Origin of the sequence: Amycolatopsis orientalis DSM 40040 = KCTC 9412 (assembly GCF_000478275.1) — a bacterium.
Taxonomy (GTDB): domain Bacteria; phylum Actinomycetota; class Actinomycetes; order Mycobacteriales; family Pseudonocardiaceae; genus Amycolatopsis; species Amycolatopsis orientalis.
This window is the reverse complement of the sequence record NZ_ASJB01000017.1, coordinates 54718-78632: the sequence shown is the minus strand read 5'-3', so window position 1 is coordinate 78632 and position 23915 is coordinate 54718. Positions and strand designations below refer to the sequence as shown.

Sequence of the window (23915 nt, the reverse complement as noted above, 5' to 3'; positions counted from 1 at the left end):
GTGTGAGGCGGCGCACGCCGGTCCGCCCGCCCGCGCACCTATCCTGCTCTGCATGAACCAGGCGCTGAAACCGTTCGTGACCGCCATCGACCACGTCGGCATCGCGGTACCCGACCTCGACGCGGCGATCGCCTTCCACGCCGAGCATTTCGGCCTGGAGGTGGCGCACGAGGAAGTCAACGAGGAGCAGGGCGTCCGCGAGGCGATGCTGCGCGCACCGGGCACCGCCGGGACCGAGACCGCCATCCAGCTCCTCGCCCCGCTGCGCGAGGACTCGGCGATCGGCAAGTTCCTCGCGAAGAGCGGCCCCGGCCTGCAGCAGCTGGCCTATCGAGTGTCCGATGTGGACGCCGCCGCGGCCGCGCTGCGCGCGCAGGGACTCCGGCTGCTCTACGCCGAGGCCAAACGCGGCACGTCCAACAGCCGGGTGAACTTCGTTCACCCCAAGGACGCCGGTGGTGTGCTGGTGGAGCTGGTCGAACCGGCTGCCGGCGGTCACTGACCGCGCGTCAGCGCCTCGGCGATGAAGAGGACCTCGCGATCGATCTCGGCGGGGTCCCCGTCCTCGCTGTGCCGTGCCGTCGCGTGCCGGTGGCTGACCGCCCTCGCGAGCAGCCCCGACGCCGAGTCGATGTCGGCGACCGCGAGCTTGCCGCCGCTCGCGGCGACGATCACCGCCTTCACCTGGCGGACGAGCTGCTGGAACCGTTCGGCCAGCGCGTCGCGTACCGCGCGATGCGTGTCGGCTTCGCGCCACAAGAGGTGTGACAGCGCCAAGGACCGGTTGAACCGCCTGTCGAGTTCCATGACGAGACCGCGGAGGCTGCCCGCGAGGTCGCCGGGGACGACCACGACGGCCGGTTCGATCCGGGCGTCGGGCAGTTCGGCGACCAGGGCGGCCAGCAGATCCGACTTGCGCCGGAAGTAGTAGTGCACCAGCCCTTTGGGCACACCGGCCCGCTCCGCGATCCGCGAGGTGGGTGTCGCGTCGAAACCGGATTCGGCGAAAAGCGCCTCCGCGGCTCGCAGGATGCGCTGTTTCGCCGAATCCTCTTTCACGCCGTCTCCTCCTGGGTCAGTGCTGTCTCGCCGTCTTGTGCGTCGCCTGGGCGATCGGCATCGCCGCCGCCCCGGCCACCACGGTCAGGACGCCACCGATCCAGGCGGTCCAGGACGCGCCCATGAGGTCGGAGTAGCCCATCACCCATGGCGAAATGAACAGCAGCGCGCCCAGCACGATCTGGATGCCTTCGCCGTAGACCATGCCAGGCATCGCGAGCGACGCGAGGCCGTCGAGGGCGACCAGCGCGCCGAGGATGACGAGCGTCCACATGGCGGTGTTGTCCGTGGTCATCCAGAGGGGTGAAAGCGCGACGACGACACCGATGACCACCTCCGCCCAGTCATGGGGACGGGTCCAGGGGCGCGTCGTGGGTTCATTCATGCGTGCTCACCTCCGCGAATCGACGAAACCTGCAGGTCGGAGAGATCTCCAAGGTCGATGGTCCGCTTGGTTGGCCGGCCGGTCAAGACCGGTCGATAACACTTCGGGATGTGGACGTGCTCCACGTCTCGTACAGTTGTGGACTTGGTTACCGGTGAGTAATTTGTGCCGCTAACGCCGTCCCCCTTTTCGCGGAGGTACCGATGTCGCAGCTCGGCGAGATCCAGCAGGCCATTCTGAACGATGACCTCGGCGCCGTGGCGTCGCTCGACGTGCCGGAGACCTACCGAGGCGTGACCGTCCACAAGGACGAGGCCGACATGTTCCAGGGGCTCGAAAGCCGCGACAAGGATCCGCGCAAGTCGCTGCACGTGGACGAGGTCCCGACACCGGAACTCGGCCCCGGCGAGGCGCTGGTCGCGGTCATGGCGAGCGCGATCAACTACAACACCGTCTGGACCTCGATCTTCGAGCCGGTTTCGACCTTCAAGTTCCTGGAGCGCTACGGACGGCTTTCGCCGCTGTCGAAGCGCCACGACCTGCCCTATCACGTCGTCGGCTCCGATCTGTCCGGCGTAGTGCTGCGCACCGGCCCCGGCGTGCACAACTGGAAGCCGGGCGACGAGGTCGTCGCGCACTGCCTCAACGTGGAACTCGAAGGCCCGGACGGGCACAACGACACGATGCTCGACACCGAGCAGCGGATCTGGGGCTTCGAGACGAACTTCGGCGGACTCGCCGAGATCGCGCTGGTCAAGGCGAACCAGCTGATGCCGAAGCCGGGCCACCTCACCTGGGAGGAGGCCGCCTCCCCCGGACTGGTGAACTCCACGGCCTACCGCCAGCTCGTCTCGCGCAACGGCGCCGACATGAAGCAGGGCGACGTCGTGCTGATCTGGGGCGCCTCGGGCGGTCTCGGTTCCTACGCGACGCAGTACGCGCTCAACGGCGGCGCGATCCCGGTGTGCGTGGTCTCCAGCCCCGAAAAGGCGGAGATCTGCCGCAAGCTGGGCGCGGAGCTGATCATCGACCGCAACGCCGAGGGTTACAAATTCTGGAAGGACGAGCACAACCAGGACCCGAAGGAATGGCAGCGGTTCGGCAAGAAGATCCGCGAACTGACCGGCGGCGAGGACCCGGACATCGTCTTCGAGCACCCGGGCCGGGAGACCTTCGGCGCGTCGGTCTACGCCGCGCGCAAGGGCGGCACGATCGTCACGTGCGCGTCGACGTCGGGCTACATGCACCAGTACGACAACCGCTATTTGTGGATGAACCTCAAGCGGATCATCGGCAGCCACTTCGCCAACTACCGCGAATCGTGGGAGGCGAACCGGCTGATCGCGAAAGGTCTGATCCACCCGACGCTGTCGAAGACGTACTCACTCGAAGAGACCGGCCAGGCCGCGCTGGACGTGCACCGCAACGCCCATCAGGGCAAGGTCGGCGTGCTCGCCCTTGCGCCGGAAGAAGGTTTGGGCGTCCGGAACCACGAATTGCGCGAGAAGCACCTCGACGGGATCAACGCGTTCAGGAACGTTTAGCGCGCCAGAACGCACTTTCGCCGCGTTGGAGTGGGTGCTCACCCTTCCGTGACTCCAGCTCGACTACGGTAGAAGGATGAGCCTTGGCGAGGAACGGGAGCTAGTGCCGCTGGGAGCCGGCTTCGACGTGGCGAAGCGCGGTTACAGCCGTGCACAGGTCGACGAACATCTCGAGCGGCTGGACGCCGATCTGAAGATGCTCACCGCCGATCGCGATGCCGCCATCGGACAAGCCGGCGACCTGGCACGGCAGCTGGAGATCGCGCGCGGCGAGATCGCGGACCTGCGCGGCCAGGTCGACAGGCTGGCCCAGCCGCCGACGAGTGTCGAAGGTCTTTCCGAACGCCTGCAGCGCATGCTGCGGCTCGCGCAGGACGAGGCCGCCGACACCAAGGCGCGCGCCGAGGCCGAAGCCGGCCACATCCGCGCCAAGGCGGAGACCGACGCGAGCGCCATGCGCGCCCGTTACGAGCAGCTGCTCAACGAGCTCGACCTCCGCCGCAAGGAGATGGAGGCCGAGCACCGCGGCGTGCTCGAGAAGGCCCGCGCCGAGGCCAAGGAGATCACCGACAAGGCGAAGGCCGAGCGCGACAAGCTCGACGCCGAGTCGCAGCAGCGCCGCACCCAGGTCGAAGAGGACTTCGAGATCGCGATGGCGTCGCGGCGCACCGAAGCCATGCACGCGCTGGCCGAGCAGGAGGCCGCGAGCAAGGCCGAGGCCGCCCGCCGCGTCCGCGAGGCCACCGAGGACGCCGCCGCCATCCGCGCGAAGGTGCTCGAAGAGGAGACAGCGGCCAAGGCCGACATCGAACGCCGCCAGCGCGAGTCCGTCGCCGACGCCAACAAGCGCAAGCAGGACTCGATCACCGAGGCCAACGCCCGGCTCGCCGAAGCGGCCGACGAGGCCCGCCGCCGCGTCCGGCAGGCCACCGAGGAGTCCAACCGGCGGATCACCCAGGCCACCGAACGGGTCGAAGCGCTCCGCAAGGTGCGCTCCAGCCTGGCCGAGCAGGTCCGCACCGCGCGGACCGCGCTCGCCGAGGCGACGCACGTGCTCGGCGACGAACCGCACGTCCCGGCGGATCTGAAGGCGAAGCCGTCCCCCGACTCGGAGGCCACCGTGCAGCTGCGGACGGCCGATGTGCCGAAGGCCACATCCGGCGCGAAGCCTTCACCTCGACCTGCGGCAGCGCAGAAACCGACTGGCGAGTAACCTTCTCACCCGACCGTGCTCACGACGGCCTGCGGGCCGGTCGTCGAGCGGTTATCGTCGCTGCTCGCACGCAGGTGCGGCAGACAGATCGGTGGAGGTTGCGGATGGCTGCATATCGGACCGTGGTCGTGGGCACGGACGGATCGGATTCCTCGTTCGCCGCGGTCGACCGGGCGGCGAGCGTCGCCGGGGACTCCGGAGCGACCCTGGTCATCGTGTGCGCCTACTACCCCGCCAACAAGGGTGACGTGGAGAAGGCGCAGGACGTCCTCGGCGACGAGGCGTACCAGGTCGTAGGCTCGGCACCGGCCGAGGACACCCTGCTCTCCGCCCGGGACCGGGCCGCCAAGGCCGGCGCGAAGGCCATCGATACCGCCGCTGTCGTCGGCGATCCCGTCGACGCTCTGCGCAAGGTCGTCTCCGACCGCTCCGCGGACCTGCTGGTGGTCGGCAACCGCGGGCTGAACACGCTCGCGGGCCGCATCCTGGGTTCCGTGCCGTCCGAAGTCGCCCGGAAGTCGGGTGTGGACGTGCTCATCGTCCACACCACCTAATGACCGATTCCGGCGAGCCCGACGCGCTTCAGCAGCGTCTCGAACGGATCCTGCTCGGCGGCCGACGCAAGTACACCCGGCTCGAAGTCGCCGAGAAGGCGGGCGTTCCCGAAGAGCGTTCTCGGCGGCTTTGGCGTGCGCTGGGCTTCGCGACCGTCGATGACGACGAGGTCGTCTTCACCGACGCCGACATCGAGGCGATCCGCACCGCCGACCAGCTGATGAACTCGGGCCTGATCGAGCCCGGCATCGAGCTGGCGGTGACGCGTGCGCTGGGCCAGCACCTTTCGCGGCTCGCGGAGTGGCAGGTTCACATGCTGTGGTCGATGATCACCGAGAACAAGGACATCGGCACCAGCGAACGCCAGATCGCGCGGCTCGTCGACAGGCTGCTGCCCGAGCTGGAGAAGGTGCAGAACTTCGTCTGGCGGCGGCACCTCGCGGCCTACGCGGGACGGGCGTTCGCCTTCCCCGACGAAGACCTCGAAGCGAGGACCGAGGTCGTCGGTTTCGTCGACATGGTCGGCTACACCCGGCTGACCAGGCAAATCGGCGAAGACGAGCTGAGCGCCGTCCTCGACCGGTTCGAATCCGTCGCCACCGAGGTGGTCGCCGAACACCACGGGCGGATCGTGAAAATGATCGGTGACGAGGTGCTGTTCGTCGCCGATTCCGCCGTCGACGGCGCCGAGATCGCCCTGACGCTGTCCGAACGCGCCGAGGCCGACGAGACCTTGCCCGGTGTGCGGGCGGGCATGGCTTCTGGCCGGATCCTCAGCCGGTTCGGCGACGTCTACGGCTCGGTCGTGAACCTCGCCGCCCGCCTCACCTCGACCGCGCGGCCGGGCACCATCCTGATCGACAAGGAGCTGGCCACCGAGCTTTCGGGGGTCGAGGAGTACGAGGTGCGGGCCCGGCGACCGGTGTCGGTGCGGGGCTACAACCGGCTGCGGCCTTCGTCCCTGCGGCGAGCGCGGGAGCGGCCTTCCGGCATGTTCGCCTCCTCGCAGCAGCTCGCCGCGGAGATGCTGGGACTGGTGCCCGGCATCCCTCCCGCTCCGGACGCCTCGGACGCTCCCGAGCCCGAGAGCGCCGAGGACGCCACGGCGGACGCGTTGCCGCCTCGGCCGCGCCCCAAGCGACGCCGCCGGCGCTGACGCTCTCGCGCCAACCTCGCATTTAGTCCTCTGGATGCGGAAGTCAGGCAGGGAGCACGGCGTACTGCCGCACGTAGAGGTCGGTGTAGGTGACCGGGCCACGCGGGCCGGGGACCTTGTCCAGGTTGATGCCGGTTTCGGGGACGGCCAGGAGCTTGAAGCCGTCGAGCAGCCGGGTCGGAGCGTTCCAGAAGACACCGGTGCCGGTGTAGGCGTCGAAGAACGCGTCGGCGGCTTCGCGGCTTTCGGTGGCGATGCCGGCGGCCAGGCCCGAGGTCCGCTCGTTGGCGATCTCCGCCGCTTCGGGCAGGTCCGCGACCTTGGCCACGGTGACGGTCGCCTCGCGGTCGGAGTCGAGGGCCCATTCGTAGCCGATGGCGTGCTCGTGCGGGGCGAGCGACGGCGTGACGCCTCGTTCGGCCAGCGCGCCGGAGATGGCGGGCCAGACGCGATCGTGGGCGCCCTCGTGGATCAGCAGCAGGTTCAGCCGGTTGCAGACACCGAGCCGGTCGAGGCTGTTGAAGACCAGGTCGCGCACCTTGTCGGTGTCGGCCGCTTCGTCGACGTACAGCACGCCCCCGCCGTCGGCGTGGGCCAGCGTGCGGACGCCGTGGACGGCCGCCTCGGTGGCCAGCGCGCGGGTGCTGTCACCACTGCCCCGCAGGATCACCAGCGGCACGAGCGCGGGGAAACGCACCAGCGCGGAAGCCGCTTCGCGCTCCGCGCGAGGCACGAGCTGGATGACGTCCGGGTCGATACCCGCTTCGACGAGCGCGGGGGCGATCACGGTCTCCCGCAGCCGCTGGGCCGAGCCGAGCGCGGCGGAACCCGTGCGGAGAACGCCGCCGTTACGCGACTTCACCAGCTGCGAGGCGACGTCCACCGTGACGTTCGGGCGCGCCTCGTAGTTCGCGCCGATCACGCCGACCGGACGGCGCCGTTCCACCAGTTTCAGCCCGCCGTCCAAAGTGGACACGTCGACGGACCGCTCCTGGTGCGGCGCACCCGCCAGAAGACGGAGCTGTTCGGCCATGCCGGTCAGCCGCTCGGGGGTGATGGTGAGCCTGTCGAGCAGACCCGCGCTCATCCCGTCCTCGCGCGCCTTGGCGATGTCGGCCTGGTTCGCCTCCAGTACCGCTTCGGCGTGCTCGACCAGCTTGCCCGCCATGGCGTTCAGCGCGGCGTCGATCGCCTCCGCGGACGCGGCGGCCAGCGACGGCGCGGCCCGTTTCGCCGATCGAGCGCATTCCTCGACGGCCTTGGCGACCTCGTCCATCTGGTGACTCCTTCCGCGCGGAACGAGCCACCAGTCTGCCGTACCGCCCCGCTCAGGCGACGGTCGGCTCCAGCAGCCACAACCCGCCCGCGAAGAGGCAGCTCACCGTCAGCACGGCCATCACCAGCACCCACAGCACGGCGGGCATCCCGGTGAGCCTGCCGAGCTGATCGGCGTCGGAATCCCTCGCCGAGCCCCGGCGCCGCTTGATCTGCAGCTCGAACACCGGCCGGACGCCGCCGAAGAGCAGGAACCAGGTCAGCAGGTAGACGAAGATCGCCTGGAACCACGACGGCGCCACCAGCGCGACCAGGCCGAGCACCACCGAGCTGGTGACCACCGCGAACACGCCGTAGGTGTTGCGCACCATCACCAGCACACCCAGCAGCATCAGGGCCATCACGATCAGCACGACGGTGATCAGATCCGACGACAGCAGCCCGGCGAACACCAGTCCGAGTACCGCGGCCGCCGGGTACCCGGCCAGCGCGGTGAACGCCATCCCCGGCCCCTCGGGTTTGCCCCGGGAGACGGTGACGCCGGAGGTGTCCGAATGCAGCTTGATGCCCTGCAGCCGCCTGCCGACCAGCACCGCCGCGAGCGCGTGGCCGGCCTCGTGGACGAGCGTGATCAGGTTGCGGGCGATCCGCCATGGCCTGCCCGACAGCACCACGAGCAGCGCGAGGCCACCGGTGACCAGGGTGATCGTGCCGGGCGGGGTGGACTGGGCGATGTCGGAAACCGTTTCGGCGGGAGACGAGCTCACCTCATCAGCTCACCACAAGCCGGATATGTCCCGTGTCAGGCGGTCATCGAACCCCCGATCTCGCGCATGCGAAACTCCCGGTCGTTGCGCAGCGCGAAGGCGACCCAGCTGCGGAACGGCCGCCACGCCATGGCGACTTCCTCCAGCTCCTCGGTCTCCGCCCGCGGCAGGCCGTACGCGGTCCGCATGGCCTCCTGCACCCGGGGCTCGTCACCGGGGAAGACGTCCGGATGCCCGGCTCCCCTGATGAGGATCAGTTGCGCCGAGAACGGGCCGATCCCCGGCAGTCGCTGCAACCGGCGCAAGGCCTCCTGCACCGGCATGGCGCGCAGGTACGTAGCGTCGAGCAGACCGTCCTTGGCGGCGTTGGCCACCGCGCGCAGCCGCTCGGCCTTCGACTCCGTGAGACCCGGACCGGCCTCCACCCCGGCGAGAACGTCCGGCGCAGGGAACGACCTGAGGATCCGCCCGCCGACGTCCACCGGCTTGCCGAGTTCCTCCGCGAGCCGCCGTTTCACCACGGCCGCGTTCGACATCCGGGTCCGATGGCTCAGGATCGCCCAGCAGGCCGCTTCGTAGGGCGAATGGAACAGGACGGGCCGCAGCCCGGGGAACGTCTGCTGAAGGCGGCGCACCACGGGATCCGCGGCGCCGATCTTGGCGAACCCGACGCCGTCGATGTCCACCGAGAGGATCCGCCGCACCTGGGCGCCGACCTCGACGGCGAGCGCTTCTTCGGCGAAGACCTCCACTTCGATCGAGCCGGGTGATCTCTGTCTGACGGCCGCACCGACGTGTTCCCAGCCCGCTTCCGCCGGGAAGGCGAGGCGCAGGGTGCCGGGTTCGGCGGCGGCGTCGGCGCGGCACGCCGGCCGGAAATCGGTCAGGAACCGGATGGACTTTTCGAGGTCGAACGGACCGCGCACCGGGATGCGGAGCGTGGTCGTCTGCTGCAGGATCGAGCCGGTCATTTCGGGCTCCTTCGGCTGGGAACGGCGACTCCCTCCGACGTTAGAGACGGCCACCGACAGTTTCGGGCCGCGGCGGCGGGAATGTCGCGAACGGGCCGGTCATGGCAGATTCTCGGATGAGGACGTGAAGGGAGCAGCCATGCCTGACCAACGCGAACGTCTCCTGAGCCTGCTGCGGCCGGGCACCGCACCCACCGGCGGAGGGGACGGTTTTCTCGATCTGCTGGGCGAAATCCCTCAGGCGGGGCCGTCGACCGGACTCGCGCAACGGCTGATGCGCACGTCCGCCGTCCCGATGATCTACGAGCGGTACTGGCGTCCGGCGCTGGGCAGGGTCGCGAAAGGACTGACCGGTCCGAGCATGGCGGGCGAGGTCCGCATCGCGATCGAAGCGCTCGGTCTGAGCCCCGGCAAGATCGCGCTGGACGTCGCCTGCGGCACCGGCCGGTTCACCCGCGCGTTCGGCGAAGCGGTCGGCCCGGACGGGCTTTCGATCGGACTCGACGGTTCGGTCACCATGCTGGAGAAGGCACTCGCCGCGCCCAATCCGGCTTCGGTGGCTTATCTGCGTGCCGACGCCGTCGACCTGCCCCTCGCGGATTCCACTGTGGACGCTGTCTGCTGCTTCGCCGCGTTGCACATGTTCGCCGATCCGGACGCGGCGCTGGACTCGTTCACCCGCGTGCTGAAACCCGGTGGCGCGCTGGTGGTGCTGACCAGCGCCCGGCACGACGACCAGCCGATGCGGCTGGCGGACACCGTCCTCGGCGGCCTCAGCGGACAACGGATGTTCGACCGCGGGGAAATAGCGGCGAAGCTGTCCCGGCGCGGATTCGACCGCGTGAAGGAGCGGTTCTCCGGTGTCACTCAGATCGTCTCGGGAGTGCTACCGGTTAACATCCGGCCATGATCCGCTCTGAGCACGCTTCGCCGATTCCCCCCGACGACGGCTACCTCCGTTCGCTGGTCGAAGCGACCGCCGACGCCGTCGCCGCGGCCGAGCCCCTCGGTTCCCCGCACGACGGCGCGGACGCCGCCACGCGGGACGCCGTCGGCGCCGAGATCCGCGCGCTGACGGCGGAACTGGTGGACCTGAGCCAGGACCTGCACGCTCATCCCGAAGAGGGTTTCGCCGAGCATCGCTCGGTGCGCGCGCTCGGCGAGCTGCTCACCCGCCATGGCCACGAGGTGACGATCGGCGCGGGCGGCTTGGACACCGCCCTGGTCGCGACCACTCCCGGCAGCGGCCCGCATATCGCGGTCCTCTCCGAATACGACGCCCTTCCCGGACTCGGCCACGGCTGCGGGCACAACGTCATCTGCACCGCGGGCGCGGGTGGTTTCCTCGGCGCGGCAGCGGTCGCCGACCGCCTGGGCGGCCGGGTCTCGCTGATCGGCACGCCCGCAGAGGAAGGCGGTGGCGGCAAGGAAACCCTGGCCCGCGCCGGTGTCTTCGACGACGTCGACGCCGTGCTCATGCTGCACCCCTTCAGCCACGACATCGCCATGCACCCGTTCCTCGGCAGGCGTCAGCTGGAGATGGTGTTCCACGGCGTCGGCGCGCACGCCTCGGCTCAGCCGTTCATGGGACGCAACGCGCTCGACGCCGCCGTCGCCGCGTACCAGGGCGTCGCGGCGCTTCGGCAGCATCTGCCCTCCAGCGACCGTGTCCACGGCGTCTTCACCGACGGTGGCGCGCGGCCGAACGTCGTCCCCGAACGCGCGGCCCTGATGTTCTACCTGCGGTCCGCTCGACCGGAGACGCTGCGAGACCTGGCCGAACGGGTTTCGGCGGTCGCGCGCGGCGCGGCGGAGATGACCGGCTGCGGCGTCGAACTGCACTGGGACGCCCAGCCCGCGTATCTGCCGATCCGGTTCAACACCACGCTCGCCGGTCGCTGGTCGGTGCACCAGGTCGACGCGGGCCGCAAACCGCTGCCGCCGGGGATCGTGCCCGAATTCCTCACCGGCTCGACCGATCTCGGCAACCTTTCCTACCGGATGCCAGCGATCCACCCGATGATCGCCATCGCCGGGCCGACGACCGCCTTGCACACCAAGGAGTTCGCGGCCGCGGCCGGTTCCCCGGACGGCGATCGCGCGGTCGTCGACGGTGCGCTCGGCCTGGCGCTGACCGCCGTCGACTACCTGGCCGACGCGGAACTCCGAGCGGCGGTGCACGAGGAGTTCGAGGCTTCGGGCGGGGCGTTGGACGTCCCGGCGTTCTTCGACTGAGAATTCTCAGCTGATTCTTCTCAGCAAAGCGGAGGGGATTTCCACAGGCGGCTCACAAGTACGGGCGCGAATCTGGTGCCATGACCGAGAACGAGAGTCGGCCCGGCCCCGCCTCCACCGGTGGGCACCAGCCGCCGCAGCACCCCGGATACAGCACCCCTTGGCAGGCCGCGCCGAATCCGCTCTTCACCCCGCAGCCCGCCCCGGCTCCCGCGCCACGCAAGAAGGCGAGCCGCGTCGCCGTCCTCGTCAGCGCGACGGCACTCGGCGCCGCCCTCGTCGGCGGGGTCGGTGGCGCGGCGATCGCCGGCCTCGGATCGACGCCGTCCGCGTCCGGTACCGGTGCCTCCGCGGTCGCCAACGGGCAACTGGTCGGGAACACCACCTCGGGTGACGTCAGCGCTGTCGCCGCGAAGGTGACCCCGAGCGTCGTCCAGGTGAACGTGACCACCGGGCAGGGCGAGGCCGTCGGATCCGGCGTCATCCTGACGGCGGACGGCCGCATCCTCACCAACGCCCACGTGGTCGCCGACGCCGAGGGCGACGTCACCATCACGCTGTCGAACGGCAAGCAGTACAAGGCGAGCGTGGTCGGCGCGGACACCAAGGCCGACATCGCGGTCTTGCAGGCGAAGGACGCGAGCGGGCTGACCCCCGCGTCGCTCGGCGACTCCAGCAAGCTCGTCACCGGCCAGCAGGTCGTCGCGATCGGTTCTCCCGGCGGACTGCAGAACACCGTGACCACCGGGATCGTGAGCGCGCTGAACCGCAAGCTCGACGAGTTGAGCAGTGGCCAGGACCGGCGTTCGCCCTACAGCCGGACCGCGAACGAGAACGGGCCGAGCTACACCGCGATCCAGACCGACGCCCCGATCAACCAGGGCAACTCGGGCGGGGCGCTGGTGGACGCGCAGGGGAACGTCATCGGCATCAACTCGGCGCTGTACAACCCGGCCTCGACCGGCAGCATCGGCATCGGTTTCGCGATCCCCATCAACGACGCGAAAAAGATCGTCGAGCAGATCGTCGGCTGACCCGGCCGTCTGGGCCGCATTCAGGGGGCGGCCCAGCCGGCACTGTCCGTGAAGGCATCCTTGCCTACCTTCAGGGTAGGGAAGGAGGCCTTCACGGACTTTCAGAGTTCATAGGTGAGGGTGAAGGTGTGGTTCCCCTCGTCGTCCTGGGTGATCGTGGCGGTGCCGGTGGTGCCGGACAGTTCGCCGTGCCCGGAGCCCGGCAAGACGATCAGGCGATGGCCGTCCTCCCCCGCCGAGTGGTGCAGGACGAAGCCACCCTTGCGGCCGTCGACGGACACGGCAAGCCGCTCGAAGGCGACGTACGCCCTCGACGTCCCGCTCACCGCCGTGAGCATCTCCACGGCACTGGTGCCCTCGACCCCGCCGGTGAAGGTCTTGGTCAGCAGCACCCGCGAGAACTCGGTGTTCTCGGCCTTCTCGGTGGCTTGCGGGTCCCAGCCGTCCACGGTGAACGACGCTGTCGCGATGTTGGTCATGGCGCCCACCCTGCCGGAGATACCTGACAGAACCCGTCAGGTATTCCTCAGCGCCTCCGGTTCCCGAACAGTCCTCGCGTGATCTCCCGTCCGAGCGCGCTCGCCGCGGACCGGAGGAACGACTTCACCGCCGGGTTCTTCATGGCCTGTTCGACCATTCCCGGTGCTTCCTTCTCCGGTTTCGGAGCCGGAGGCGCTTCCGGCGGGGCTTCGCCGGCGGGCGGCACGGCCACCTTCGCGGCGAGCTTCTCATAGGCCGACTCGCGGTCGATCGTCTCGGAGTACTTCGCGTGCAGCTCCGAGGACGTCGTCGCCGCTGAGATCGCTTCGGCGCCGATGGACCCCATCTTCGAACGCGGCGCCCGCAGCCGCGTCCACGCGACCGGCGTCGGCGCACCGCGTTCGGAAAGGACGGTGACGATCGCTTCGCCGATACCGAGCGACGTCAGGGCCGAGTCCAGCTCGTAGTGCTTCGTCTTCGGGTACGTCTTCACGGTCTTCGTCAGCGCCGCCTGATCCTCGGGTGTGAAGGCGCGCAACGCGTGCTGGATCCGCGCACCCAGCTGCGACAGGACGTTGTTCGGGATGTCCGTCGGAAGCTGCGTGCAGAAGAAGACGCCGACCCCCTTCGACCGGATCAGCTTCACGGTCTGCTCGATCCGTTCCAGGAACGCCTTCGACGCGTCGTTGAAGAGCAGATGCGCCTCGTCGAAGAAGAACACCAGCTTCGGCTTGTCGAGGTCACCCTCTTCGGGCAGTTCCTCGAACAACTCGGCCAGCAGCCACATCAGGAACGTCGAGAACAGCGCGGGCTTCGACTGGAGGTTGTCCAGCTCCAGCAAGGTCACCATGGCCTTGCCGTCGACCTGGCGCATCAGGTCGTGGACGTCCAGCTCGGGCTCGCCGAAGAAGTCCTCCCCGCCCTGAGCCTCCAGATTGGACAGCGCCCGCAGGATCACCCCGGCCGTCGCGGCCGAGACGCCGCCGATGCCCTTCAAGTCCTCTTTGCCCTCGTCGCTGGTCAGGTGCGTGATGACCGAACGGAGGTCCTTCGTGTCCAGCAGCGCCAGGCCGCGTTGATCGGCCCAGTGGAAGATCAGGCCGAGCGTCGACTCCTGAGTCTCGTTGAGCCCCAGCACCTTCGACAGCAGGATCGGGCCGAAACTCGTGATCGTCGCCCGGATCGGCGAGCCCTTCCCGCCCGTGCCGAGCGACAGGAACTGCACGGGGAACGCGGCGGGCTCCCATTGGTCACCGAGTTCTTCGGCACGCCGGGCGATCTTGTCGTTGCTCTCGCCCTGCGCGGCCAGACCCGACAGGTCACCCTTCACGTCGGCCAGCACCACCGGCACCCCGGCGGCCGACAGCTGCTCGGCGACCAGCTGCAGGGTCTTCGTCTTCCCGGTGCCCGTCGCGCCCGCGACCAGGCCGTGCCGGTTCAGCGTCGCCAGCGGCAGGCGGACCGCCGCCCCGGCGTCTGCCTTGCCGTCGATCACGACGGCACCGAGCTCGACCGCCGCCCCCTCGCTCACGTACCCCTGCGCGATCTCCTGGGCTGGACCCTGTTCGGCCACTGTCGCTCCCTGGTCTGTGATCCGGCTCACCTGAGGATGCACACGCTGCCAGTAAGCGGCCCGACCCGCACGTCGCGCGCCCTGAATCCCCGGGTCGGGTTAGGGTTCCGGGGTGAACGACCGCCTAGTCTGGATCGACTGCGAGATGACGGGGCTCGACCTCGGCAAGGACGCGTTGATCGAAATAGCCGCGCTGGTGACCGACGCCGAGCTCAACGTCCTCGGCGAAGGCGTCGACATCGTCATCCACACCGACGACGAAACCCTCGACGGTATGCCGGAGGTCGTCCGCAAAATGCACGCGCGCTCCGGCCTCACCGAAGAGGTCCGGCGCTCCACGGTCACCCTGGAAGAGGCCGAACAGCGCGTCCTCGAGTACATCCGTGCCCACGTGCCCGAGGCCAACGTCGCCCCGCTCGCCGGCAACTCCATCGGGACCGACCGCGGCTTCATCACCCGCGACATGCCCTCCCTCGACGACCACCTGCACTACCGCATGGTCGACGTGTCCTCCATCAAGGAACTCGTCCGGCGCTGGTACCCGCGGATCTACTACGCCAAGCCCGAGAAGGGCCTCGCGCACCGCGCGCTCGCCGACATCAAGGAATCCATCGGCGAGCTCGACTACTACCGCCGCGTCGCCTTCGTCCCGCAGCCCGGCCCGACCACCGAACAGGCCAAGGCCGCGGCCGCTGAAGTGCAGGAACGCCACTAACCGTAACCCGTTGCAGGCCCCGGAAACGGGCACGCTAATATAGTGCGGCCGAGGTGATGGGGAAGCTTCCCGAGCCCGGCGATGGTGGGCGTAGCTCAGCTGGTAGAGCACCTGGTTGTGGTCCAGGAGGTCGCGGGTTCGAAACCCGTCGCTCACCCCATCACCCCAGTCTGTTCGGGGCTCTTGCGAGCCCCTCCCAACAGGCTGGGGTTTAGCTTTTTCCGGGGTCATCGGTAACGCGGAGTGGTGCTGGCGCGAGTTCAGGACGAACTCACGTGGAGGGCACCATGGGACGCTGGCCGATCTTGGGGGTCTTCGGGCTCTGTGTGCTGGCCGGGGCCTGCACGACCTCCTCGCCGGACCCAGCACCCGCATCGCCGATAGTGCCCGCACCTGTCACGACCGTGACCGCCCCACCGTCCACCTCGACGGCGCCGCCGGTGACGGTCACGGTGACCCCGGCTCCGCCGCCTGCCAAGAGCTCCGCCACGAAGTCACCGTGGCGATGCGAGCCCGGCTATCCGAACTGCACGAAGGCCCAATCGCAGAAGTACCTCGCCGACCTGGAGTACCAGAAGTGCCGTCGTGACCCGGAGAAGATCTGGGACACCACCACGCAGAAGTGCCGCTACAAGACCAGCGGCGAAACGCAGTGGGAGTACCTCAACGGCCCTCTCCCGCCCGGAACGTCATGAGGGGTCCCCATAGGACGAATTCCGTCCTATGGGGACCCCTCATGACGCCAGGTCAGTTCCGGTCGCCGCCGGTCTTCCAGTCGTCCCACGACATCTGCCACACCGACCAGCCGTCGGTCGGCTCCAGCACCTGCGGACCCGAATTGGCGACCGTGATGATGTCGCCCTTCTTCGAGATGTCCATCAGCCACTTCGCGTTCTCGGTCGACAGGTTGATGCAGCCGTGGCTCACGTTCCGCTTGCCCTGCGAACCGACCGACCACGGCGCCGAGTGGTAGAAGATGCCGCTGTTCGACATCCGCACCGCGTACTTCACGAAGGTCCGGTAGCCCGCCTTGCTGTCCGTCGGGACGCCGTAGGTGCTCGAGTCCATCGTGTAGCCGGTGTGCTCGCTCATCACGGTGTAGGTCCCGGCCGGGGTGCTGCTCGACGGCTTGCCCATCGAGATCGGCATCTGCTTGACCTCTTGGTCGTTCACCACGACCTTCATCTGGTGCGTGCCACCGTCGGCGGTCGCGACCAGTTTGTCGCCGACGACCACCTTGGCGGGCTTGTCCTCACGGCCGAAGGTGTTGTTGCCGAGGTTCTTGCCGTAGATCGCCGCGTTGACGGAGATCTTGGTGCCCGGTTTGAAGTACTCCTTGGGCCGCCACATCACGGTCTTCTCGCCGAACCAGTGGAACGCGCCCTCGGCCTGCGGCTCGGTGACGATCTTCAGCGCCTTCTCGGTCGCCGCCTTGTCCGGCACGTTGGCGGTGAAGGTGAAGATCAACGGCAGGCCGACACCGACCGTCTCGCCCTCGACCAGGTTGATCGAGACACCGATCTGGCGACCCGGCTTGGCCGTGGAGAACGTCGAGGTCGCGGTGACCGGTTTGCCGTCGGTCCCTGTCGCGGCCGCGGTGACGGTATAGGTCTTGCCGTAGCCGAGCGGCTCCGCCGACTCCCAGCCCGAACCGTCTTCCTTCGGCTTGCCCGCGACGACCTTGCCGTCGGCGCCGGCGAGTTTGACCTCGCCCACCTTGCCGTCGGCGACGGCGACCGTGACCGGCTCACCGGGCGCCACGTCCGCCGCGCCCTGCGCCGGAGTCAGCGTCATCACGGCGGGCTTCGGAGCCGGAGCGGCCGCACTGCTCTGCTGCGAACCTCCGGGAGCGCCACCCGGCGACGGCGATTCACTCGACGGTGTACTGCTGCACGCGGCGAGTGTGAACCCGGCCACCACAGCCACCACAGCCACCCGCGACCGCCCCGTCGCTCCCCAGACCCTCATGCACACCGCCCGTTTCGCGTGGTACCAACCCCAACGTCTGGCTATAGTCTGCCTGACCGGCCGCAACGCCTGCGGCCGGATGGCCGAATCCGTCCCCGCGACGCCCACGGCGACCGAAGGGGACCCCCCTGAAACGGGCCCCAGCAACCCTGTGTTAATGTTTTCCACGTCGCCGAGGGGAACACCAAAGCGGCAGGAACAAGCAGGCGCCATTAGCTCAATTGGCAGAGCAGCTGGCTCTTAACCAGCGGGTTCGGGGTTCGAGTCCCTGATGGCGCACAGTTCTGAATCAAAGCCCACCAACGGTTTCCCTGCAGTTTCAGGGTCGCTGTCGGTGGGCTTTGTTGATCTGTGGGGCCGGGGTGGGGCCGTCGTGGGTCCGGCACAGAGTTCCGCCGGCACGGTTGAAGCGCGGGCTGTGTCCGACGATTCGACGTCGCCCTTACCGGGTAGACATAACACCTGAACTGCAGATCTTCCGCGTCGGTCGTAGCCGGCGCGGCGGACCAGGCTCGCGGTTGCCTCCGCGCAGACCTGAGCCAGCGATGGGAGCACGCTGGTGTAGGTGTCGGCCGTCAGGACGATGCTGGCTGGCCCAACAGGGCCTGCACGGTCTTCAGGTCGTTGCCCGCGGCCAGGGATAGCGTCGCCGCGCCGTGACGCAGGTCGTGGAACCGCACCGGCGGCAGATCAGCCTTCTCGACCAGCCTCCGGAATGTTTGCGACACATCTCATCTTGAGCAGAGAGAGAAATCCGAACACTACGGTGCCATGGCCGCACTCCGCAGGGACCCCGGCCTTTCGCGACAGTTACTTGCTCAGCTTGAGAGGGTTGAGCTTCATTTGGACAGCCAGGCGAGCCTCGCCAGAAGCGACGAGACCGATCCCGGCACCAGCGACTGGCGGGCCAGTGCCACAGTGCGGGTCCTTCCGGACGAGGACGAAGCTGACGGCATCGAACCTTGGTTCAAAGCCGACGGCACGGCACTCTCGACGAAACAACTCGACGAGGATCCACCGATGTCACGGTCTTCGAAGCCAACGGTTTGACCATCGACCTCCAGCACGTCGACGACGCACTCGATGCCCGCAGCGAAGACTACGCAAAAGTCGTCATCATCGATCGAGTGCAGCTCGCACCAGCCTGGCGCGGCCTCGGCGGAGTCGGACGGCTCCTCACCGCCCGCCTGCTGCGCTGGGTCTGCAACGACCCACGACTCGTCGCTGTGCTGCCGTTCCCCATCGACCTCGACCGCGCCCTGCGCAAAGACAACTCGGCCTTCGAACCGGCCCTCAGCAAGTACGCCGCACCTGGGCAGCGCGCTCGGATTCCGCCCCACCACCAGCCAACTGTGGATCATGGACCCGCAGACGGAACTCACGAAAACGCCGTCATTCAGCTCGAAAAAGCCTTCAACTTATAGGGGAATTCCGCCAATCACACGACCGAGGTGAAGTACCACCGATTCGAACTGCACAGCGGCCACTCCACCGACGGCGTCACCTCCTCATCGCACAACGCCTGCGCTCCCCATGGCCGCCGCTATCTGGCACAACCGCGTGCTCAACACCGCCGGCTTGGTCCCGCAGTCGATAAACTGGATCGACCACATCGCCTCTTCGCCCGACAGAACCTGGATCAGAGGTGGCCGGCTCGGCGCAGCCATGCGAAGGCGAACCAGCCCACCGGCACCCGGGACCAGAACGTGACCACGCGGTGAAGCACGGCCGCCGCGAGGGCGACCGGGGGCTGGAGCCCCACCGCCGTCAGCTGGGCTGCCAGGATCACCTCGGCCCCGCCCGCCCCACCGGGCAGGGGCACGAGGCCGGCGAACGCGCTGCCCGCCACAACGAGGAGGAGGTCGCCGAACGGCACCGCGGCACCGAATGCCCGGACGGCCGCGGCCAGTGCCGCGGTCGAACCGAGGGTCACCAGGAGGTTCCCGGCCACCGCGAGGCCGGCCCGGCCCGGGGCGGCCAGCGCGAGCCGGAACGCCGTGAGCGTCGCCACCGCGACCGAACGCACCCGGCCCGCCCACCGGCGGCCGGCCGCCGTGCACCGCAGCGTCACTCCGACCGCGAGCAGCACGAGCGCCGCGATCGGCAGTACCGGACCGGACACCACCGAACCCGCGGCCGCGAGCCGGCCTGAGGCGATCAGCCCCGGCAGCGCCAGCGCCACCGTCACGACCACCGCGGCGGCCTGGGCCGCCCCGACCGCGCCCGCCGCTCCCGTCGTCGCCACCCCGCGCCGGTGCAGGAAGCGGACGTTGGTCGCCATCCCGCCGAGATTCCCTGGCGCGGCCAGGTTGCCGACCGCGCCCGCCAGTTGCGCGGCCGTCGTCAGCCCCCACGGCAGCCGCACCGGCGCGACGGCCCGCAGCACCAGCACATTGCCCAGCAACGGCACGAGAAAGACCACCACCGCCGCGAAGACCCACAGCGGCTCGGCGGTCCCGAAGACCGCTCCGAGGTCGGCGGCGCCTGCCGTGCGGACGAAGGCCACCAGCGCCACCACGACGACCACCGCCGCCGCCCAGCGGATCAGTGTGTTCGCCCCGGTCCGGCGTTTCACGGACGGGAGGGCGTCGCTTCGACTCTCGATCACCAGTCCATGGTGGACGGTTCGGGGCCGGAAAACGTCGGCTCCGAGCGGTATCGGACCGTACCGCGTCCGCGGTACTAGGGCAGCGGCAGCACCGCTTGCACCTCGTACTGCCCGTCGGCACGCAGTCCCGCCGTGCACGAACCACCGGCGCTGCCGGCGCGTTCGCGCATGCCGATCAGCCCGTGCCCGGTACCGGGCCCGCGGTGGCCGGGCGACGCGGAGTTGGTCACCGTCAGCCGGAGGGCGTCGCCGGTGTAGATCAGGTCCACGTGTGCGCGACGCTCGGTGCCGTGCTTGCTGGCGTTCGTCAGTGCTTCCTGCACGATCCGGTAAGCCGCGAGGTCGGCGGCTCCGGCTAGGGGCAGGGCGGTTCCCCGAGAGGTCACGCGGACATCGAACCCGGCCGACCGGAACGATTCCACCAGCGCCCCGAGGTCGGCGAATCCCGGTGTGGGCCGGAGGGATTCGGGTGGGTCGTCGTCTTGGCGCAGCAGTCCCACCGTGGCGCGCAGCTCGTCGAGGGCCGCGCGGCTGGTGTCCTTGATTCCGGACAGTGCCTCGCGTGCCTTGTCCGGTTGCCGGTCCAGCAGGTGGTGCGCGACGCCGGCCTGGGCGTTGACCAGGGTGATGTGGTGGGCGACGACGTCGTGCAGATCACGGGCGATGCGGACGCGCTCGTCGCGCACCCGGCGGCGCGCCTCCTCCTCCCGGCTTCGTTCCGCTTCGCGGGCCCGTTCCTGGGCCTGCCGCAGGAGCGCGTGGTTGGCGCGCACCGACTCACCGACGGCGACCGCGATCACGATGTAGTTGGCCGGCAGCACGACGCGGAGGTCGGCCAGGTGATCCGGCAGCCAGGTCACGGAACTGACGGTGAGCAGCACCGTCGTGACCGCGGCCGTGGTCCACGCCGTCCGGCGGTCGGCCTGCTTGGCCACGGTGTAGAGCGCGACGATGCACGCTGTCTCGACCACGACGATGTGTGGCGGGATCAGCGGGAGCAGCCCACCGAGCACGGCGGTCACGCACGCGACCGGCACCGGGTACCGGTGGCGCCACAGGAGCGCAGCACTCCCCATGCCGGCCACGACGACCTGCCAGCCGTCCGGGGCGACCCACCCCGCGTCGTCCCGGCTGGCCAGCTGGAACACCCCGATCAGCAGGGTGATCACCGCGGGCAGCACGACGTGCCACCACCGCGGCGGACTCACCGCGCGCTCCGTGGGGCGACGAGCCCGGTCTCGTAGGCGAAGACGACCAGCTGGGCCCGGTCCCGGGCGCCGGTCTTCATCATTGCGCGGTTGACGTGCGTCTTCGCTGTCGCGGCGCTGATGAACAGCTTGGCGGCGATCTCCACATTGGACAGTCCGGCCCCGACCAGCGCGGTGATCTCCTGTTCCCGTGCGGTCAGCTCGCCCAGCTCCGCCCGCTCGACCGGCCGAGCGTCGGGCTGGGCCAGGAACCGGCCGATCAGTGCGGTCGTGGCGGACGGCGACAGCAGCGACTCCCCCGCCGCCACCGTCCGGATCGCCTGCAGCAGCAGCTCCGGCTCGACGCCCTTGCCGAGGAAGCCGCTGGCCCCGGCCCGCAGCGCGGCCACCACGAACTCGTCGGTCTCGAACGTGGTGAGGACCAGGATCTTCACCCCGGCGAGGTCCTCGTCCGCGGTGATCCGCCGGGTGGCCTCGATGCCGTCCACGCCAGGCATGCGGATGTCCATGACGACGACGTCGGCCTGGGCTTCGCGTGCCTTCGTCACCGCGTCCTGTCCGTCGGCGGCCTCGGCGACCACCACCATGTCGTCCGTGGCATCGACGAGGAGGCGGAAAGTCGCCCTGAGCAGGGCCTGGTCGTCAGCGAGCAGGACACGGATCGTCATCCGGCCATCATCTCGTGCGTCTCCTGCACCCGCTCGGGACCTTCGACCGACAGCCGCGGCGTGATCCGCTCCGCCCACCGCGGATAGGCCCAGTTCACCCGGCCGAGCAGCGTCATCACGGCGGGGATCAGCGTCAGCCGCACCACGAACGCGTCGATCAGGACCGCGATCGCCAGCCCGATGCCGATCATCGCCACGATCCGCTCGCCGCTGAAGCCGAACGAGGCGAACACGCAGAGCATGATCGTCGCCGCGACCGCGATCACCCGGCCCGTCTCGGCCACCCCCGCCCGCACGGCGCGCCTGCTGTCGCGGGTGTGGACCCACTCCTCGTGCATGCGGCTGACCAGGAACACCTGGTAGTCCATCGACAAGCCGAACATCACGCCGACGACCAGCACCGGCACCAGGTACATCACCGGTGCCACCGAGCCGACGCCCAGCAGAGCCAGGCCCCACCCGTGCTGGAAGATCGCGGTGACCGCGCCGAGCCCGACGGCGATCGTGGCGATGTTGCTCACCGCGCCCACCAGCGGCACCAGGACGCTGCGGAACGCCGCGGCCAGCAACAGGAACCCGAGCAGGGCGATGAGCCCGAGGTAGAGCGGCAGCTTGCTCATCAGCGCGTCGGCGACGTCGATGCTGCTCGCGGTCTGGCCGCCGACGTAGACCTGCAGCCCGGTGCCCGCCTCCGCGACCGGGATGACGTCCTCGCGCAAGGTCGTGACGAGGTCCGCGGTCGCCTCGGCCTGGGCGGTCGTCGTCGGGATCACGGTCGCCGAGGCGACGGATCCACGGCCTGGGGCGTCGGCCACGTGCGCGACACCGGGCAGCGAGTCCAGCCGGTGCACCAGGGTGGCGAACGCCTGGGCCGATGCGACGTCGGGCGTGTTCGCGACCAGCAGCAGGGAGGCGTCGAAGCCGTCACCGAAGGCGCCGGCCATCAAGTCGTGGTAGGCGCGGGTGGGCGTGCCCGCCGGGTCACTGCTCGCGTCCGCGTTGCCCACCCGCATGCCCAGCACGGGCGAGGCAAGCAGAACGGTCACGACGAGAGCGGCGCCGCCGGCTGCCACCGGGAAGCGCTGCACGAGGTTCGCCCAGCGAGCCGGCAAGGACGTCTCCCGGGTCCGCTGCTCCGCCACCGGGAACCGGCCGGCGGCGATGGCCTTGCGGTCCTTCCGGGACAGCACCCGGTACCCGAGCAGGCCCAGCAGCGCCGGCAGCAGCGTGAGCGCGGCGGCGACGGTGAACAGGACCGTCACGGCGGCGGCCTGCGCCATGCCGGTGAGCAGACCGAGGCCGACCACGAACATGCCGAGCAGCGCGATCACCACCGTCACCCCGGCGAACACCACCGCACGCCCGGACGTGTCCGCCGCCTGCGCCAGCGCGTCCGGGACGCTCGCCCCGGCCCGCAGCGCCTTGCGGTGGCGGTTCACGATGAACAGGGCGTAGTCGATGCCCACGCCGAGACCGATGAGCGCGCCCATGGTGAGGCTCGTCGCCGCCAGGTCGACCACGTGCGACGCCAGCATCACGACCAGCAGTGACGCGCCGACGCCGACCAGGCCCGTGACGATCGGCAGGACCGCCGCCCACAGGGACCGGAACAACAGCAGCAACAGGACCAGCGCGGCGAGGATGCCGATCGCCTCGGTGCCGTTCGAGCCGGCGGGCTTCTCGGTGAACGCCTGGCCGCCGGCCTGGACGTCCAGCCCGGGCGCCCGCAGCCGCTCGGCGGCCTGCACGACGGGTTCGGTGGCGGCGCTCTTGTCGAGGACGACGGTCGCGTACGCGGTCCCGGCCCCGGCGTTCAGCTGGGCCGCGCCCGCCGCGGTGTACGGACTGACGACCTGCTTCACCCCGGGCATCGCCGAGATGTCGCCGAGCACCGCGGTGACCCGATCGCGCAAGGTGCCGGACCCGACATCGCCGCCGTGCCAGACGATCGTGCCGCGCACGACGTTCCCGCCGGCCGGACCACCGGCTTGGCCGAGCAGGTGATAAGCGGTCGCGGACTCGCTGTCCGGCATGTCCGCGGAGTCGGTGAACGCCGCGCCGGCGCCGAACACCAGCAGGGCCAGGGCCACGAGGCCGCCCACCCAGCCGGCGAGGACGACACCCCGCCTGCGGAAGCACCAACGTGCGAGAGAGCTCACGGTGAAAAGCCTTTCGGGAAGGAGGACGGTCGCTGCCCAGCCTCCCGGCCCCGGCCTCCCGCGGCGTCAGCCTCCCGCGGTCATCGGCGTACCGCATGCGCGGTACCCGCCGGTGGCCGGCCTCGTGGGCGTCGAGCCAGAGATCGCATTCGACAAGAATTCGACGAATTTCGATTACGAGCCGCGGTGTTCATAAGAGCCGGGCGACTTGACAAATCTTGACAATGTCGGAAAACGGGTTCGGCAGGGTGCCGAATAGGATCGAACCCAGCCCTGGCTGGCGGATTATTCCCGCCATGACAAGGATTTCTGTGTGTTTACATCTTTTATGCAGCGCGGTAC

Annotated in this window: 25 protein-coding genes and 2 tRNA genes; 14 read left to right on the top strand and 13 right to left on the bottom strand. The window is 69.4% G+C overall.

Features of this window, described 5'->3' with window-relative positions; translation table 11 throughout:
* Positions 1-52 precede the first annotated feature (52 nt).
* Complete coding sequence (gene mce, locus L324_RS05285) at positions 53-502, top strand: methylmalonyl-CoA epimerase (RefSeq protein ID WP_037304620.1); 450 nt, start codon at positions 53-55, stop codon at positions 500-502.
* Here mce and L324_RS05280 read toward each other — a convergent pair.
* Both L324_RS05280 and L324_RS05275 read right to left on the bottom strand, forming a co-directional pair.
* Positions 496-1059 carry a TetR/AcrR family transcriptional regulator gene (locus L324_RS05280; RefSeq protein ID WP_037304619.1) on the bottom strand — a complete coding sequence of 188 codons (564 nt, stop codon included), beginning with the start codon at positions 1057-1059 and terminating at the stop codon, positions 496-498. The two genes, mce and L324_RS05280, sit on opposite strands and share 7 nt — an antisense overlap.
* Positions 1060-1075: 16 nt before the next feature.
* The gene (locus tag L324_RS05275; protein WP_037304618.1) at positions 1076-1444 is read right to left on the bottom strand and encodes an SPW repeat protein; all 369 of its coding nucleotides are present in this window, start codon (positions 1442-1444) and stop codon (positions 1076-1078) included.
* A gap of 203 nt (positions 1445-1647) precedes the next feature.
* Between L324_RS05275 and ccrA the strand changes: the two genes are divergently transcribed.
* From ccrA to L324_RS05255, 4 genes are all read left to right on the top strand, one after another.
* Positions 1648-2988: a crotonyl-CoA carboxylase/reductase gene (gene ccrA, locus L324_RS05270; protein ID WP_037304616.1), complete on the top strand. Its 1341-nt coding sequence runs from the start codon at positions 1648-1650 to the stop codon at positions 2986-2988.
* Between the two features lie 103 nt (positions 2989-3091).
* A complete protein-coding gene (locus L324_RS05265; protein WP_037304611.1) occupies positions 3092-4201 on the top strand; it encodes a coiled-coil domain-containing protein in 1110 nt (369 codons plus the stop codon).
* A gap of 104 nt (positions 4202-4305) precedes the next feature.
* Entirely contained in the window at positions 4306-4755 is a 450-nt protein-coding gene (locus tag L324_RS05260; RefSeq protein WP_037304609.1) for a universal stress protein, read from the top strand.
* Positions 4755-5912 (top strand): adenylate/guanylate cyclase domain-containing protein, encoded by a 1158-nt coding sequence (locus L324_RS05255; RefSeq protein ID WP_037304607.1) that lies wholly within the window; start codon positions 4755-4757, stop codon positions 5910-5912. The genes L324_RS05260 and L324_RS05255 overlap by 1 nt, the downstream gene beginning before the upstream one ends.
* 43 nt (positions 5913-5955) lie before the next feature.
* On the opposite strand, the gene L324_RS05250 is transcribed toward L324_RS05255, so the two are convergent.
* Genes L324_RS05250 through L324_RS05240 form a run of 3 tightly spaced genes read right to left on the bottom strand, consistent with a single transcriptional unit; the run spans position 5956 to position 8925 of the window.
* Complete coding sequence (locus L324_RS05250; protein WP_037304606.1) at positions 5956-7188, bottom strand: aldehyde dehydrogenase family protein; 1233 nt, start codon at positions 7186-7188, stop codon at positions 5956-5958.
* A 52-nt stretch (positions 7189-7240) separates the two neighbouring features.
* Positions 7241-7954 carry a M50 family metallopeptidase gene (locus L324_RS05245; protein WP_037304605.1) on the bottom strand — a complete coding sequence of 238 codons (714 nt, stop codon included), beginning with the start codon at positions 7952-7954 and terminating at the stop codon, positions 7241-7243.
* A 35-nt stretch (positions 7955-7989) separates the two neighbouring features.
* Positions 7990-8925, bottom strand: a complete 936-nt coding sequence (locus tag L324_RS05240) for a DNA-3-methyladenine glycosylase family protein (RefSeq protein ID WP_051173648.1) — start codon at positions 8923-8925, stop codon at positions 7990-7992.
* A 139-nt stretch (positions 8926-9064) separates the two neighbouring features.
* On the opposite strand from L324_RS05240, the gene L324_RS05235 reads away from it, so the two are divergent.
* The 3 genes from L324_RS05235 to L324_RS05225 all read left to right on the top strand — a co-directional run bounded on the left by L324_RS05235 (position 9065) and on the right by L324_RS05225 (position 12194).
* Positions 9065-9835, top strand: a complete 771-nt coding sequence (locus tag L324_RS05235) for a class I SAM-dependent methyltransferase (RefSeq protein WP_037304603.1) — start codon at positions 9065-9067, stop codon at positions 9833-9835.
* The gene (locus L324_RS05230; protein WP_037304601.1) at positions 9832-11160 is read left to right on the top strand and encodes a M20 family metallopeptidase; all 1329 of its coding nucleotides are present in this window, start codon (positions 9832-9834) and stop codon (positions 11158-11160) included. The genes L324_RS05235 and L324_RS05230 overlap by 4 nt, the downstream gene beginning before the upstream one ends.
* An 80-nt stretch (positions 11161-11240) precedes the next feature.
* Positions 11241-12194: a S1C family serine protease gene (locus L324_RS05225; protein ID WP_037304597.1), complete on the top strand. Its 954-nt coding sequence runs from the start codon at positions 11241-11243 to the stop codon at positions 12192-12194.
* A gap of 101 nt (positions 12195-12295) precedes the next feature.
* Here L324_RS05225 and L324_RS05220 read toward each other — a convergent pair whose 3' ends face one another.
* Together L324_RS05220 and L324_RS05215 are read right to left on the bottom strand one after the other, a co-directional pair.
* A complete protein-coding gene (locus L324_RS05220; RefSeq protein WP_037304857.1) occupies positions 12296-12673 on the bottom strand; it encodes a DUF3224 domain-containing protein in 378 nt (125 codons plus the stop codon).
* Positions 12674-12720: 47 nt separating this feature from the next.
* Positions 12721-14247: a helicase HerA-like domain-containing protein gene (locus tag L324_RS05215; protein WP_037304595.1), complete on the bottom strand. Its 1527-nt coding sequence runs from the start codon at positions 14245-14247 to the stop codon at positions 12721-12723.
* 112 nt (positions 14248-14359) lie between these two features.
* Between L324_RS05215 and orn the strand changes: the two genes are divergently transcribed.
* The 3 genes from orn to L324_RS42085 all read left to right on the top strand — a co-directional run bounded on the left by orn (position 14360) and on the right by L324_RS42085 (position 15657).
* Positions 14360-14962 carry an oligoribonuclease gene (orn, locus tag L324_RS05210; RefSeq protein WP_081736195.1) on the top strand — a complete coding sequence of 201 codons (603 nt, stop codon included), beginning with the start codon at positions 14360-14362 and terminating at the stop codon, positions 14960-14962.
* Between the two features lie 84 nt (positions 14963-15046).
* Positions 15047-15122 (top strand) — tRNA-His (locus L324_RS05205).
* A 127-nt stretch (positions 15123-15249) separates the two neighbouring features.
* A complete protein-coding gene (locus L324_RS42085; RefSeq protein WP_152546700.1) occupies positions 15250-15657 on the top strand; it encodes a hypothetical protein in 408 nt (135 codons plus the stop codon).
* A 52-nt stretch (positions 15658-15709) separates the two neighbouring features.
* Here the strand turns inward: L324_RS42085 and L324_RS05190 are convergent, their stop codons facing one another.
* Positions 15710-16930 (bottom strand): L,D-transpeptidase, encoded by a 1221-nt coding sequence (locus L324_RS05190; protein WP_201769634.1) that lies wholly within the window; start codon positions 16928-16930, stop codon positions 15710-15712.
* Between the two features lie 206 nt (positions 16931-17136).
* Between L324_RS05190 and L324_RS05185 the strand changes: the two genes are divergently transcribed.
* Positions 17137-17209: transfer RNA gene (locus L324_RS05185), tRNA-Lys, on the top strand.
* A gap of 296 nt (positions 17210-17505) precedes the next feature.
* On the opposite strand, the gene L324_RS43425 is transcribed toward L324_RS05185, so the two are convergent.
* Entirely contained in the window at positions 17506-17658 is a 153-nt protein-coding gene (locus L324_RS43425) for a tyrosine-type recombinase/integrase (protein WP_235783403.1), read from the bottom strand.
* Positions 17659-17701: 43 nt separating this feature from the next.
* On the opposite strand from L324_RS43425, the gene L324_RS42080 reads away from it, so the two are divergent.
* Together L324_RS42080 and L324_RS42075 are read left to right on the top strand one after the other, a co-directional pair.
* Complete coding sequence (locus L324_RS42080) at positions 17702-17980, top strand: hypothetical protein (RefSeq protein ID WP_152546699.1); 279 nt, start codon at positions 17702-17704, stop codon at positions 17978-17980.
* On the top strand, positions 17977-18354 hold the full coding sequence (locus L324_RS42075) for a hypothetical protein (RefSeq protein WP_152546698.1): 378 nt from the start codon (positions 17977-17979) through the stop codon (positions 18352-18354). The genes L324_RS42080 and L324_RS42075 overlap by 4 nt, the downstream gene beginning before the upstream one ends.
* 215 nt (positions 18355-18569) lie before the next feature.
* On the opposite strand, the gene L324_RS05170 is transcribed toward L324_RS42075, so the two are convergent.
* From L324_RS05170 to L324_RS05155, 4 genes are all read right to left on the bottom strand, one after another.
* The gene (locus L324_RS05170; RefSeq protein ID WP_037304588.1) at positions 18570-19538 is read right to left on the bottom strand and encodes a lysylphosphatidylglycerol synthase transmembrane domain-containing protein; all 969 of its coding nucleotides are present in this window, start codon (positions 19536-19538) and stop codon (positions 18570-18572) included.
* A 74-nt stretch (positions 19539-19612) separates the two neighbouring features.
* A complete protein-coding gene (locus tag L324_RS05165; protein WP_037304587.1) occupies positions 19613-20746 on the bottom strand; it encodes a sensor histidine kinase in 1134 nt (377 codons plus the stop codon).
* Positions 20743-21414: a response regulator gene (locus L324_RS05160; RefSeq protein WP_037304586.1), complete on the bottom strand. Its 672-nt coding sequence runs from the start codon at positions 21412-21414 to the stop codon at positions 20743-20745. The genes L324_RS05165 and L324_RS05160 overlap by 4 nt, the downstream gene beginning before the upstream one ends.
* On the bottom strand, positions 21411-23573 hold the full coding sequence (locus tag L324_RS05155; RefSeq protein WP_037304584.1) for an MMPL family transporter: 2163 nt from the start codon (positions 23571-23573) through the stop codon (positions 21411-21413). Before L324_RS05155 ends, L324_RS05160 begins: the two co-directional genes overlap by 4 nt.
* Positions 23574-23915: the final 342 nt, after the last annotated feature.